Here is a 13,833-nt window from a genome sequence, read left to right as displayed (position 1 = left end):
TAGGGATACGTGTCTACGCGGCGGGCACGGGGGCGTCGCGGTCCTGCGGCCGGCCAGGGATCCAGCTGCGGCCGGGCACGGCCTCCAGCAGCGCCCGTGTGTAGGCGGCCTGCGGGTCGCCGAAGACCGCGGCGGTCGGCCCGGCCTCGACCACGGCGCCGTCCTTCATCACCGCGACCGCGTCGCAGATCTGGCCCGCCACCCGCAGGTCGTGGGTGATGAACAGCATCGACAGGCCGAGGCGCGCGCGCAGGGAGTCGAGCAGGGCCAGCACCTGGGCCTGGACCGAGACGTCGAGGGCCGAGACCGGTTCGTCGGCCACCAGCACCTCGGGTTCGAGCGCGAGCGCCCGGGCGAGCCCGATGCGCTGGCGCTGCCCGCCCGAGAACTCGTGCGGGAAACGGTCCATCGCCGCCGGATCGAGTCCGACGAGCCCGAACAGCTCCCGCGCCCGGGCGAGCGCCGCGGACCGGGACACGCCCTGGAGCATCGGCCCCTGCGCCACGAGCTCGCCGGCCCGCCGCCGCGGGTTGAGGGACGCGAAGGGATCCTGGAACACCATCTGGACGCGTCGCGCCTGGGCGCGCATCGCCCGGCGGGAGAGCGTGGCGAGGTCGGTGTCGCCGAGGAGGATCCTGCCGGAATCCGGGTCGAGGAGGCGCACGATGCAGCGCGCCAGGGTCGACTTGCCCGAGCCGCTCTCGCCCACGATGCCGAGGGTCGTGCCGCGCGGCAGGGCGAGGCTCACGTCTCGCACCGCGCGGGTCACCCGGCGGCGTCCCGGCAGCAGGCCGCCGGTGCGGTAGGTCTTCGAGACGCCCGTCAGGGTCAGGATCGGCGGCGCGCCGCTGACCTCCCGCGGCGCCCGCGGCGCGAGGGGCGGGACGGCGGCGATCAGCGCACGGGTATAGGGTTCGCGCGGGCGGTTGAGCACCGCGTCGGCCGGGCCCGCCTCGACGAGGCGCCCCGCCTGCATCACCGCGACCCGGTCGGCGATCTCGGCCACCACCCCGAAATCGTGGGTGATGAACAGGACCCCCATGCCGCGCCGGCGCTGGATGTCGCGGATGAGCGCCAGGATGCGCCCCTGCGTGGTCACGTCGAGGGCCGTGGTCGGTTCGTCGGCGATGAGCAGGGGCGGCTCCAGGGCCAGCGCCATGGCGATCATCACCCGCTGGCGCTGGCCGCCCGACAATTCGTGCGGGTAGGCCCGCAGCGCCGCCTCCGGGTCGGGCAGGCGCACCTCGGCGAGGAGCGCCAGGGTGCGGGCCCGGATCTCCTCGCGGCCGAACCGCGTGTGGATGCGGAAGACCTCCGCGACCTGGTCGCCGGCCCGGCGCAGCGGGTTGAGCGCCGTCATCGGCTCCTGGAAGATCATGCCGATCCCGGAGCCGCGGATGCGGCGCATCTCGGGCTCGGGCGCCGCCAGGAGGTCGCGCCCCCGGAACGCGACGCGGCCGCACTCAGGGATCACGCCCGGCGGCAGCAGGCGCATCACCGTGTTGGCGAGCACCGACTTGCCCGAGCCGCTCTCCCCCACCACGCACAGGATCTCGTCCTCCGCCAAGTTCAGGGTGACGCCCGAGAGCGCGTGGGTCCGGTCGGCGCCGGGCGGCAGCCGCACCGAGAGGTTGTCCACCGCGAGGAGCGGGACCGGCGGGACGGGGGCGTTCACGGCGCGGCCCTGAGCGGGGTCGACCCGCGCAGGCGCGGGTTGAGGGCGTCGTTGAGGCCCTGGCCGACGAGCGAGACCGCCAGCACCGTCACCAGGATCGCGAGGCCGGGGATTGCCGACACGTACCATTGCGTGCGCAGGACTCCGCGGCCCGCCCCGATCAGGTTGCCCCAGGAGGCGACGTTCGGGTCCGACAGGTTCAGGAAGGCGAGCGCGCTCTCGAGCAGGATCGCCACCGCCATGACGACGCTGGCGTAGACGATCACCGGCGGCAGCGCGTTCGGCAGGATCTCCCGGAAGATGATGCGCACGTCGCCCATGCCGAGCACCCGGCAGGCCTGCACGAATTCGCGCTGGCGCAGGGTGAGGAACTCGGCCCGGGTGAGCCGGGCCGGGGCCGGCCAGGAGACGAGCCCGATCGCCACCGTGACGGTCGTGATCTCCGAGCCGAACACCGCGACGAGCACGAGCAGCAGCAGGAAGTTGGGCAGGGTCTGGAACGCCTCGGTGACCCGCATCAGGGCGTCGTCGACGAGGCCGCCGTAATAGCCGGCGAGCGCCCCGACGACGACCCCGATCGCCACCGCGATCACGGTCGCGACGAGCCCGATCAGCAGCGAGACCCGGGCGCCGTGGAAGATCTGGGCGGCGATGTCGCGCCCGCTCGCATCGGTGCCGAGCCAGACCCGGGCATTGGCGAAGGGCCATTGCAGCGGCCGTCCGGCGAGGCCGAGCGGGTCCTTCGGGAACAGCAGAGGCGCGGCGAGGGCGGTGGCGATCACCAGGAGGAGCAGGATCGCACCGAGGAGGGCGGCGGGGTTGCGCAGGAAGCGCCGCAGGGCTGCCATCCTCATCGCCCCGCCGCGATGCGCGGGTCGAGCCGCCCGTAGACGAGGTCGACCGCGAAGTTGACCGCGATGACCAGCAGCGCCGAGACGAACACGATGCCGAGCAGGGTGTTGAGGTCGCGCTGCACCACCGCCTCGTAGGCGAGGCGGCCGAGGCCCGGCAGCGCGAACACGCTCTCGACCACCACCGAGCCGCCCAGCATCGTGCCGGCCTGGAGCCCGACCAGCGTCACCATCGGCAGCAGCGCGTTGCGCAGGGCGTGCCGGACCACGATGGCGGTCTCGGTCTGGCCCTTGGCCCGGGCGGTGCGGACGAAGTCGAGGCTCATCACCTCCAGCATCGAGGCCCGCATGATCCGCAGGTAGGTGGCGAGGAAGACGAGGGCCAGCGTCAGGGTCGGCAGGACGAGGTGGCGGGCCATGTCGAGCGCCCGCGCGAGCCCGGTGAGGCCCGCGCCCACCTCCTCGATCCCGCCGGCCGGCAGCCAGCCGAGGCGGATCGCGAACAGCACGATCCCCATCAGGCCGAACCAGAACGACGGGGTGGCGTAGAAGACGAGGCCGAGCGTCGAGATCAGCGTGTCGGGCCAGCGCGCGACGCGCCGCGCCGCCACGATGCCGAGCAGCGTGCCGCCCGCGAAGGCGAGGGTCAGGGCGGCGCCCATCAGCGTCAGGGTCACGGGCAGGCGCTCGGCGATGACGGTGGCGACGGGCTTGCCGTAGATCGCCGACTGGCCGAGGTCGAGCTGCACCAGCCGCCAGAGGTAGCGCCCGAGCTGGGCGGCGGTCGAGAGGTCGAGCCCGTAGAAGCGCCGCAGCTCGGCGGCAGTGGCCGGATCGCCGCCGCCCATCTGGGCCATCAGCGCGTCGACCGTGTCGCCGGGGGCGAGCTGGAGCAGCAGGAACAGCCCCGCCAGGATGACGAGGAGCGTCGGCAGGCTGGCAGCGAGGCGGCGCAGGGCGAGGAGCAGGATGGCCATGAGCGCGAGCGGGTCACGCCTCGATCCAGGTGTCGTGCCAGTCGCCCGAGCCCCAGCGCGGCATGTTGTGGTCGTTGTGCAGGCGCCGGCTCGTCGCCGACAGGAAGGTGCGCTCGGTCATCATCCAGACCGGGATCTCGTCGTTCACGGCCTTGACCCACTGGGCGTAGAGCGCCTTGCGCTTCGCGGGGTCGAGCTCGCTCGCCGCCTCGTCGACGAGCCGGTCGACCGCGTCCGACTGCCAGCCGTACTGGTTGGTCCAGGGCGCGCCCTTGGGCGAGCCGGAGCGGTACCAGACGGTGGTCGAGACGGCGGGGTCGCCGCGGTACTGGTGCCAGCCGGTCGCGAGATCGAAGTTCCAGTCGCGGTAGACCGTCGCGAGCGCGCCGGCGGTGTCGATGTTGACGATGTCGACCCGGATGCCGACCGCCTGCAGCGACTGCTGGATGAAGGTGGCGAGCAGCGGCACGTCCTCGCCGTTCATGATCGGCACGAGCTTGAGCGTGAAGCGCGTGCCGCCGGCGCCGCGCTTGAACCCGGCCTCGTCGAGGAGCGCGGCCGACCTCTTCGGGTCGAAGGCGTAGGGGGCCGGGTTGTCGGGGTAGAACGCCGTCGGGGAGGACGGGATCGGCCCGGTGGCCGGCTTGCCGAGCCCGTAGATGAAGTTCTCGATGAAGAACGGCACGTCGATCGCGTGCGCGATCGCCCGCCGCACCCGCACGTCGGCGAGTTCCTTGCGGCGGGTGTTGAACTCCAGGGTGTTGTTGAAGGCGTTGGCCTCCAGACCCTTGCTGGAGACGGTGAAGCGCGGGTCGGATTTCAGCCGGTCGAGGTCGGCGAGCGCCAGCGCGTTGTAGGTCGAGAGCTGGACCTGGCCGGTCTCGAGGGCAGCGGTCGCCGCCGCCTTGTCGACGATGAAGCGCCAGACGATCCGGTCGAGGTAGGGGAAGTCGGGGCGCCAATAGGCCGGGTTGCGCTCCGCGATGACGTGCTGGCCGCGCTCGTAGGCGACGAAGCGGAACGGACCGGTGCCGATGGGCGCGGTGTTGGCCGGATTCTCCAGCACGTTGGTGCCCTCGAAGACGTGGCGGGGCGCCACGTAGCCGAGGTCGCACAGGGCCCGCAGCAGCAGGTTGAGCGGCATCGGCCGGGAGTAGCGGAACACGGCGGTGTGCGGGTCCGGCGTGTCGACCGCCTCCAGGTAGAGCTGCAGCTGCGTGCCGTAATTCAGGTACTTCTTCCACATCTCCATCGCGGTGTACTGGACGTCCGCGGCCGTGAACGGTTTGCCGTCGTGCCAGGTCACGCCCTCGCGCAGCCGGAAGGTCACGGTCCTGCCGTCCGGCGCCGCCTCCCAGGCGGTCGCCAGCACCGGCGCCGGTTTTCCGTCGTGGTCGAGGTCGACGAGCGGCTCCATGATCTTCGAGGTGATGATGTAGACGCCGGTCGAGGCCCGGATCGCCGGGTTCAGCACGCGCTGCTCACCGTTGAGCTGGACGGTCAGCACGCCGCCGCGGCGCGCGCCCTCGGCCCGTGCGGCGGTCCCCCGGGAGGCGGCACCGAGCGCCAGGGCGCCGGCGGTCATGAGCGCTTCGCGGCGGTTGATGATCATCGGGGCACCTGCTCTGACAGCGCTGCCATCCTCGCGGCTCGACCCCGCGCCCGCAATGGACGAGTCCGTGCGTTTTGGCGGCTGCGAGGAGACTGCGCGTCTCCCGGACGGTCAAGAGGCGGTGGACTTCATCGTCGGCGGCGTCCCGAGGTGGCCGGCCGCGGGTCACCCCGTGACGCGGGCCGCGGCGGCGCGGGGCGACCGGGTGGAACACGGGTTGCGTGCGGGGGGGCGCCGCGGTGACGAGACGCTCGTCCCCGGGACGCCGAGCACGGGGAGCGCCGATGAGGCTGCAGGACAAGGTCGCGGTGATCACCGGGGGCGCCTCGGGCATCGGCGCGGCGACGGCGCGCCTCTTCGCCCGGGAGGGCGCCCGCGTGGCGGTCGTCGACCGCGACGGCGAGGGCGCGCGCGGCGTCGCTGCCGCCCTCGCGGACGCGGTGGCGCTCGCCTCCGACGTCGGCGATCCCGACGCTGCCCAGGCGGATGCCGCCGCGGTGCTGGCCCGGTTCGGCCGGATCGACATCCTGGTCGCGGCGGCCGGCTTCTCCTGCGGCGGCACCGTCACGACGACCGATCCGGCCGACTGGGAGGCGGTGTTCCGCGCCCATGTGGGCGGCACCTGGCTGTGGAGCCGCGCCGTGATCCCGGCCATGCAGCGCCGGGGCGGCGGAGCGATCGTCACCGTCGCCTCCCAGCTCGCGCTCGCCGGCGGCCGGGGGAACAGCGCCTACATCGCCGCCAAGGGGGCGATCCTGAGCCTGACCCGCACCATGGCGCTCGACTACGCGCCGGACAACATCCGGGTGAACGCCGTCGTCCCGGGGGCGATCGAAACCCCGCTCCTGCGCCGCAGCTTCGCCCGCCACCCCGACCCCTCGGTGCCGGAGGAGCGCTCACGGACCCGCCACGCTCTGGGCCGCTTCGGGAGGCCGGAGGAGGTCGCCGAGGCTGCCCTGTTTCTCGCCAGCGATGCCGCGAGCTTCACCACCGGCAGCACGCTCGCGGTCGATGGCGGGTGGCTCGCCGCATGAGCACGGGCATCGCGAGCGACCGCCTCGCCTCCCTCGCCCGCCGGGTCGCGGACGACCTCGCCCGCACCGCACATCCGCGCGCGCCCTGGCTGGTGCCGCGCCCCGGCCCGGACGGCGCGCCTTCTCTCGACGTGGTGATCGTCGGAGCCGGACAATCCGGCCTCGCCACCGCCTTCGGGCTGATGCGTTCGGGCGTGACCAACCTCCTGGTGCTCGACCGCGCCGCGGCCGGTCGCGAGGGGCCGTGGCTGACCTACGCCCGCATGCACACCCTGCGCAGCCCGAAGGACTTCACCGGCCCCGACCTCGGCCTCCCGAGCCTGACCTACCAGTCCTGGCACGAGGCCCGGTTCGGCGAGGCGAGCTGGCGCGATCTCGACCTCATCCCCAAGGAGCACTGGGCGGCCTATCTCGCCTGGTACCGGGACGTGACCGGGATCCCGGTCCGCAACGGCGCCGCGGTCACCGGCATCGCTCCGGAGGCGGGCGGCCTTCTCGCCGTCGCGATCCAGCCGGCGGACAGCGCGCCGGAGATTCTGCACGCGCGCAAGGTCGTGCTGGCGACGGGTCAGGAGGGGATGGGGCGCTGGGCCAGCCTCCCGGTCCTCGACGGCCTTCCGGCGCACCGCAAGGCCACGACCGCCGACCCGATCGACTTCGCGGCTTTGCGCGGCCGCACCGTCGCGGTGATCGGCGCGGGCGCCTCGGCCTTCGACAACGCCGCGACGGCGCTGGAGGCCGGGGCGCGGGTGCACCTTCTCTGCCGCCGCGCGGTGCCGCAGGTCGTGCAGCCCTATCGCTGGCTGACCTTCGCGGGCTTCCTGCGCCACCTCTCGGATCTCGACGACGCGTGGCGCTGGCGCTTCATGGCGGCGATCCTCACCATGCGCGAGGGTTTCCCGCAGGCGACCTACGACCGCTGCGCCCGCCACGAGGTCTTCGCGCTGCACGAGGGGGCGCCGGTGCGGGCGGCCCGGATGGCCGGGGAGGGCGTGGTGCTCGAGACGCCGCAAGGCGCGATCGCCGCGGACTTCGTCATCGCGGCGACCGGCATCGAGACCGACTTCGCCGCCCGGCCGGAGCTCGGCGCCTTCGCCCGCAACATCGCCACCTGGGGCGACCGCTACGTGCCGCCCGCCGAGGAGGCGGATGCCCGGTTGTCCACCTACCCGTACCTCGCCGACGACTACGCCTTTGTCGAGCGCGACCCCGGCGAGACGCCCTGGATCAGGGACATCCACCTGTTCGGCATCGCCGCGACCATGAGCTTCGGCCCCTCCGGTTCGTCCATCAACGCCATGACCATCGCGGTGCCGAAGCTCGTGTCCGGGATCACCCGCGGCCTGTTCCGCGCCGATGTGGAGCGGCACTGGGCCGACTTCCGGGCCTACGACCTGCCGCAGGCCGTCCTGCGTCGCCCGGGCGCAACTGGAACGGGACTTGCCAAGAACGGGACCTGCCAGTGACAGCGCGTGAGCGTCCGCTGCACCGGACCTCGCCCCGTCCGGAACCATCGGAGCCGAGCAGGATGAGTTTGCGAGCCCGTGCGCTGTTCGGCGCCGCCGCCCTGGTGATCGCGATGGGCCTCGCGGCCCCGGCCTCCGCCCAGACCCGCGCCGAGACCCTGCGCTACGTGACGGGCGCCAGCGTCAACACCCTCGACCCGACCATGCCCGGCACCACGCGCGAGGCTTTCGCGGTCAGCCTCTCGACCTACGACCGGCTGGTGTCGTTCGGCCGCAAGAAGCTCGGCGACAACTGGGTGTTCGACCTCGACAGCGTCCGCGGCGAACTCGCGCAGAGCTACGACGTGTCGCCGGACGGGCTGACGATCACCTTCCACCTGCGCCCGGACGCCACGTTCCAGGACGGCAGCCCGGTGACGGCCGACGACGTGAAGTGGTCCCTCGACCGCGCCGTCTCGGCCAAGTCCCTGGCCGGGCCCCAGCTCCTGACCGGCTCGCTAACCAGCCCCGACCAGTTCAAGGTGATCGATCCCCACACCGTCGTGGTGACGCTGCCCAAGCCCGACCGGCTGGCGCTCCCGAACCTCGCCACCGTCTACCCGATCATCTTCAACGCCAAACTCGCCAAGCAGCACGCCACGGCCGAGGATCCCTGGGCGCAGGACTGGCTGAAATCCAACACCGCGGGCAGCGGCGCCTACCGGGTCGAGGTGTTCAAGCCCGGCGAGCAGGTGATCCTGCGCCGGAACGAGGCCTGGACCGGAGCCGCCCCGGACAAGCCCGCCGCCTTCAAGCGCCTGATCGTCCAGACGATCCCCGACCCGGCCACCCGCTCGAACCTCGTCGAGCGCGGCGACGCCGACATCGTCATCGACCTGCAGGCCAACGACGCCGCGGCCCTGCAGACGCGCGGCAAGCTGAAGGTGATCTCGACGCCGCAGTTCAACGCGCTGACGCTGATCTCCTTCAACACCAAGCTGCCGCCCTTCGACAACGTCGAGGTGCGCCGGGCCATCGCCTACGCGCTCCCGTACGCGGACCTGTTCAAGGCGGCCCTGTTCGGGCGCGGCACGCCGCTCTTCGACGGCGACTGGCCGGACGGGCGCCCGCCGAGCGGCGGCTTCCCGATCGCGCAGCCGGTGAAGCTCGACCTTGCCGAGGCGAGGAAGCACCTGGAGAAGGCCGGGCTGCCGAACGGCTTCGAGACCACCTTCAGCTTCAACGTCGGCCAGGCCGCCACCGCGGAGCCGATGGCGGCGCTGATCCGCGAGTCGCTCGCCAAGATCGGCATCAAGGTCGAGGTCCAGAAGCTGCCCGACGCTCAGATGTCGACGCAGATCAGCGACAAGAAGCTGCCGTTCTTCACCGAGGGCATCGTCGCCTGGCTGCCCTCGAACGACTACTTCTTCCGCAACTTCTACACCGGCAACCAGCGCTGGAATTATTCCTCGATCGACGATCCCGAGATCGTACGGATCGCCAACGCGGCCCGCTTCGAGCAGGACAAGGCGAAGTACGACGAGGACGCGCGGGCCCTCAACGCGATCCACTTCGCCGCGATGCCGCAGATCCCGATCTGGCAGCCGAACCAGGACGCGGTGATGCAGCCCTCGGTCGACGGCTACGTCTACCAGTTCCACCGGCAGGTCGATTACCGCGACCTGGTGCGCAAATGACCTCAGCCCATGAGGTGACGGCATGGTGATGATGCGGACGACCGGCGCCACGGCCTTGCGGGCCGGAAGGCGGCTCATGTCCTCCGTGCCGGCCCTGATCGGCGTCCTGGTCTTCACCTTCCTGCTGATGCGGGTGCTACCGGGCGACCCGGCGGTGTTCTTCGCCTCCGGCCCCAATGCGGGCCAGGCCGAGATCGAGGCCGTGCGCAAGCAGATGGGTCTCGACCGGCCGATCCCCGAGCAGCTCGTGCGCTACCTCGGCGACGTCGCCTCGGGACATCTCGGGCGCTCGATGACCACCGGCCAGCCGGTGGTGAAGGACCTGCGCGAGCGGCTGCCCGCCTCCCTCGAGCTCACGCTGGCGGCCCTGGTGCTGGCACTCCTCCTCGCGATCCCGCTCGGCACGCTCGCGGCCCTGCGGCCGGGCTCGCCCCTCGACCACGGCGTGCGGCTCCTCTGCTCCCTCGGTGTCTGCGTGCCGACCTTCGTGTCGGGGCTGCTGCTGATCTACGTCTTCTACTACCTGCTCGGCCTCGCCCCCGACCCGACCGGGCGCCTCGACGTCTTTTCGGCCTCTCCGCCCGACATCACCGGCTTCCTGCTGGTCGATTTCGCCATGACGGGCGATGGGGAGGGCTGGCGCGCCGCCGCCGGTCAGCTCCTGCTGCCGGCCCTCACCATGGCGCTGTTCGTGATCGCGCCGCTCGCCCGCATCACCCGCGCCTCGATGCTGGCGGTGCTCGGCAGCGACTTCGTGCGCACGGCCCGCTCGGTCGGCCTGTCGCCCCCGCGCATCGTGGTCACCTACGCGTTGCGCAACGCCATCCTGCCGGTGCTCACCATCGCGGGCATCGTGTTCTCCACCATGCTCGGCGCCAACGTGCTGGTCGAGAAGGTCTTTTCCTGGCCGGGCGTCGCCTCCTACGCGCTCGACGCCCTGCTCGCCTCCGACTACGCGCCGGTCCAGGGCTTCGTGCTGCTGATGGCGGCGATCTTCGTCGCCGTGAACCTGATCGTCGACATCCTGTACGGCCTCGCGGATCCGCGGGTGTCGGTCGCATGAGCGCCGTCGCCGCCGATCCGCGCGGCAGCGCGCTCGGCCATCTCGGCTGGGTGCTGCGCCACAACCCGCTCACCGCGCTCGCCTGCGCGGGGATCCTGCTGCTCTGCCTCGTGGCGCTGTTCGCGCCCTGGCTCACGCCCTACGATCCGATCGCGCCGGACGTGCCGAACGCCCTGCTGCCGCCGAGCGCGGCGCATTGGGCCGGCACCGACCAGCTCGGCCGCGACCTCCTCTCGCGCATCGTCGCGGCGACCCGGCTCGATCTCGCCATCGCGGTCTCGGCGGTGGGCCTGTCCTTCGCGGCGGGCGCGGTGATCGGAGCCTTCTGCGGCTATGCGGGCGGGCGGCTCGACAAGGCGGTGGGGCGCTTCGTCGACGTGCTGATGGCCTTCCCGCTCTTCGTGCTCGCCATGGCGATGGTGGCGGCGCTCGGCAACCGGGTCGAGAACATCGTGGTGGCGACCGCGATCATCAACCTGCCCTTCTACATCCGCTTCGCGCGGGCCGAGGTGAACGTGCGGCGCGGCCTCGGCTGGGTCGAGGCGGCGCGGGCCGGCGGCGAGAGCCACGCCGCGGTGGTGTTGCGCTACCTCCTGCCGAACGTGCTGCCGGCGATGGCGGTGCAGATCTCGCTCAACCTCGGCTGGGCGATCCTCAACGCCGCGGGCCTGTCCTTCATCGGGCTCGGCGTGCGCCCGCCGACGCCCGAATGGGGCATCCTGGTCGCCGAGGGCGCCCGCTTCATCACCACGGGCAAGTGGTGGCTCGTGGCCTTCCCGGGCCTCGCGCTGATGCTCGCGGTGCTGTGCTTCAACCTGATGGGCGACGGGTTGCGCGACATCCTCGACCCGAGGCAGCGGACATGACGGTGCCGCTCCTGCGCATCGAGGATCTGCGCGTCACCTTCGCGACCCGGGCCGGGCCGGTGGACGCGCTGCACGGGGTCAGCCTCGACGTCCGGGCCGGCGAGACCCTCGGCATCGTCGGCGAGAGCGGCTCGGGCAAGTCGGTGACGGCCTTCGCCGCCACCCGGCTCCTCGATCGCGCCGGCCGGATCACCGGCGGGCGCATCCTGTTCCGCGGGCAGGACGTGGCGCGGTTGTCGGGGAAGGAGATGCGGCTCCTGCACGGCGCCGCGATCGCGATGGTGTTCCAGAACCCGCGCGCGGCGCTGAACCCGATCCGCACGGTGGGCATCCAGATCGCGGACGCCCTGCGCGCCCACCGGAGCCTCTCCGCCAGAGACGCCCGCGCCGAGGCGCTCGACCTCCTGCGGGCGGTGCGGATCCGCGACCCCGAGCACCGGCTCGACGCCTACCCGCACGAGCTCTCCGGCGGGATGTGCCAGCGGGTGATGATCGCCCTCGCCATCGCCTGCGCGCCGGCCCTGCTCATCGCCGACGAGCCCACGACCGGGCTCGACGTGACGACGCAGAAGACCGTGATGGACCTCCTGGCCGGCATCACCGCCGAGCGCGGCATGGCGATGATCCTGATCACCCACGATCTCGGCCTCGCGGCGCGCTATTGCGGGCGGGTCGCGGTGATGGAGCGGGGGCGCCTCGTGGAGGAGGCCGAGCCGGCGCGGCTCTTCGCGCGGCCGCAGCACCCCTACACGAAGCGGCTCGTCGCCGCCTCGCCGACGCCGACCTCGACGCTCGCCGACCTCGTCGGCGCGGACAGCCCGCGCGTCCCGGCCGAGCCGCGCCCCGCGCCGCCGCCGGGCACGCCGCTGCTCCTCGACGTCCAGAGCCTCGTGAAGCGCTACGCCGGCGCCACGGTCGTCGACGGCGTTTCCCTCACCATGCGGCCGGGCGAGAGCCTCGGCCTCGTCGGCGAATCCGGCTCGGGCAAGTCCACCACCTCGCGCCTGATCTGCCGGCTGATCGACCCGACCGAGGGCGCGATCCTGTTCGACGGCGAGGCGATCGGCAGCATCCCGGCGCGGGACTTCCACCGCTCGGAATTCCGGCGCGCCATCCAGATCGTCTTTCAGGACCCGAACGACAGCCTCAACCCGCGCTTCTCGGGCTTCGACAGCATCGCGCGCCCGCTCCGGCGCCTGACCGGCCTGCGGGGCACCGCCCTGCGCGCCCGCGTGCGGGAGAGCGCCGAGCGGGCCGGGCTCGCGGCGGACCTGCTCGGCCGCTTCCCGCACCAGCTCTCGGGCGGCCAGAAGGCTCGCATCGGCATCGCCCGGGCGATCGCGGTGCGGCCCCGCCTCCTCGTCCTCGACGAGCCGACCGCGGCCCTCGACGTCTCGGTCCAGGCCGGGATCCTGCACCTCCTCGACCGGCTGCGGCGGGAGGACGGCCTCGCTGTCCTGTTCGTGAGCCACGACCTCAACGTGGTGCGGATGATGTGCGAGCGCACGATCGTGCTGCAGCACGGGCGCGTCGTCGAGGAGGGGGCGAGCGCCGCGCTCTTCGCCCGCCCGCAATCCGCCTACGCGCGCGAACTCCTCGCCGCGATCCCGCACTTCACCCCCGGGGCGTCCCTCGCCGCGAGCGCCTGACCGCCCCGCCTGCCGCCACCAAGGACCCGCATGCGCATCATCCGTACGGCCGCCGCCCAGCTCGGCCCCATCCAGAGGAGCGAGGACCGCGCCAGCGTCGTCGCCCGCATGATCGCGCTCCTGGACGACGCGGCGGCGCAGGGCGCCGACCTGATCGTCTATCCGGAACTCGCGCTCACCACCTTCTTCCCGCGCTGGTACCACGCGGACCGCGCCGAGGCGGATGTCTGGTTCGAAGCTGAGATGCCGAACGCGGCGACGGCCCCGCTCTTCGCGCGGGCCAAGGCGCACGGCATCGCCATGTCCTTCGGCTACGCCGAGCTGACGCCGGAGGGCCGGCACTTCAACACCGCGATCCTGGTCGACAAGGCGGGTGCGATCGTCGGCAAGTACCGCAAGGTGCACCTGCCGGGACACGACGAGTTCGACCCCGAGCGCACCCACCAGCACCTGGAGAAGCGCTACTTCGAGCCGGGCGACCTCGGTTTCCCGGTGTGGCGAGCGCTCGGCGGGGTGCTCGGGATGTGCATCTGCAACGACCGGCGCTGGCCCGAGACCTACCGGGTCATGGGCCTACAGGGCGTCGAGATGGTGATGCTCGGCTTCAACACGCCCTCGGTGAACAGCCAGCGGGCCGGGGAGGGGATGGCGGAGCGCCTGTTCCACCACCGGCTCTCCTGCCAGGCCGGCGCCTACCAGAACGCCACCTGGGTGGTGGCGGTGGCCAAGGCCGGCACCGAGGACGGCCACCACCTGACCGGCGGCACCCTCATCGTCGACCCGAACGGCGTCATCGTCGGCGAGCTGGAGGGCGAGGCCGACGGGATCCTCGTGCACGATTGCGACCTCGACGCGACGCGCTTCGGCAAGGAGACGATCTTCGACTTCGCCCGCCACCGCCGGATCGAGCATTACGGGCTGATCACCGCCCGGACCGGCGCGATCCCGCCCGAGTAGCCCCCCG

At 72.4% G+C, this 13,833-nt stretch carries 11 protein-coding genes; 7 read left to right on the top strand and 4 right to left on the bottom strand.

Annotated features, from left to right (window positions below):
* Nucleotides 1-13: 13 nt before the first annotated feature.
* Genes ACW9J6_RS15900 through ACW9J6_RS15885 form a run of 4 tightly spaced genes read right to left on the bottom strand, consistent with a single transcriptional unit; the run spans nt 14 to nt 5,115 of the window.
* A complete protein-coding gene (locus ACW9J6_RS15900) occupies nt 14-1,675 on the bottom strand; it encodes an ABC transporter ATP-binding protein (RefSeq protein WP_457117455.1) in 1,662 nt (553 codons plus the stop codon).
* Nucleotides 1,672-2,523, bottom strand: coding sequence for an ABC transporter permease (locus ACW9J6_RS15895; protein ID WP_457117454.1), 852 nt, complete (start codon nt 2,521-2,523; stop codon nt 1,672-1,674). Before ACW9J6_RS15895 ends, ACW9J6_RS15900 begins: the two co-directional genes overlap by 4 nt.
* Before the next feature lie 2 nt (nt 2,524-2,525).
* A complete protein-coding gene (locus tag ACW9J6_RS15890) occupies nt 2,526-3,503 on the bottom strand; it encodes an ABC transporter permease (RefSeq protein ID WP_457117453.1) in 978 nt (325 codons plus the stop codon).
* Between the two features lie 13 nt (nt 3,504-3,516).
* Nucleotides 3,517-5,115, bottom strand: coding sequence for an ABC transporter substrate-binding protein (locus ACW9J6_RS15885; protein WP_457117452.1), 1,599 nt, complete (start codon nt 5,113-5,115; stop codon nt 3,517-3,519).
* Nucleotides 5,116-5,399: 284 nt separating this feature from the next.
* Between ACW9J6_RS15885 and ACW9J6_RS15880 the strand changes: the two genes are divergently transcribed.
* From ACW9J6_RS15880 to ACW9J6_RS15850, 7 genes are all read left to right on the top strand, one after another.
* Nucleotides 5,400-6,149, top strand: coding sequence for an SDR family oxidoreductase (locus tag ACW9J6_RS15880; protein WP_457117451.1), 750 nt, complete (start codon nt 5,400-5,402; stop codon nt 6,147-6,149).
* The gene (locus tag ACW9J6_RS15875) at nt 6,146-7,615 is read left to right on the top strand and encodes an NAD(P)-binding domain-containing protein (protein WP_457117450.1); all 1,470 of its coding nucleotides are present in this window, start codon (nt 6,146-6,148) and stop codon (nt 7,613-7,615) included. The genes ACW9J6_RS15880 and ACW9J6_RS15875 overlap by 4 nt, the downstream gene beginning before the upstream one ends.
* Before the next feature lie 62 nt (nt 7,616-7,677).
* Nucleotides 7,678-9,291 carry an ABC transporter substrate-binding protein gene (locus ACW9J6_RS15870; protein ID WP_457117449.1) on the top strand — a complete coding sequence of 538 codons (1,614 nt, stop codon included), beginning with the start codon at nt 7,678-7,680 and terminating at the stop codon, nt 9,289-9,291.
* A 31-nt stretch (nt 9,292-9,322) separates the two neighbouring features.
* Nucleotides 9,323-10,354 (top strand): ABC transporter permease, encoded by a 1,032-nt coding sequence (locus tag ACW9J6_RS15865; RefSeq protein ID WP_457117573.1) that lies wholly within the window; start codon nt 9,323-9,325, stop codon nt 10,352-10,354.
* Nucleotides 10,351-11,220: an ABC transporter permease gene (locus ACW9J6_RS15860; protein WP_457117448.1), complete on the top strand. Its 870-nt coding sequence runs from the start codon at nt 10,351-10,353 to the stop codon at nt 11,218-11,220. The genes ACW9J6_RS15865 and ACW9J6_RS15860 overlap by 4 nt, the downstream gene beginning before the upstream one ends.
* Nucleotides 11,217-12,869, top strand: coding sequence for a nickel ABC transporter ATP-binding protein NikE (nikE, locus tag ACW9J6_RS15855; protein ID WP_457117447.1), 1,653 nt, complete (start codon nt 11,217-11,219; stop codon nt 12,867-12,869). The genes ACW9J6_RS15860 and nikE overlap by 4 nt, the downstream gene beginning before the upstream one ends.
* Before the next feature lie 30 nt (nt 12,870-12,899).
* Nucleotides 12,900-13,826 carry an N-carbamoyl-D-amino-acid hydrolase gene (locus ACW9J6_RS15850; RefSeq protein ID WP_457117446.1) on the top strand — a complete coding sequence of 309 codons (927 nt, stop codon included), beginning with the start codon at nt 12,900-12,902 and terminating at the stop codon, nt 13,824-13,826.
* Nucleotides 13,827-13,833: the final 7 nt, after the last annotated feature.

It is taken from the genome of Methylobacterium sp. JK268, from assembly GCF_054052225.1.
This window is presented reverse-complemented; position numbering and strand designations above follow the sequence as displayed.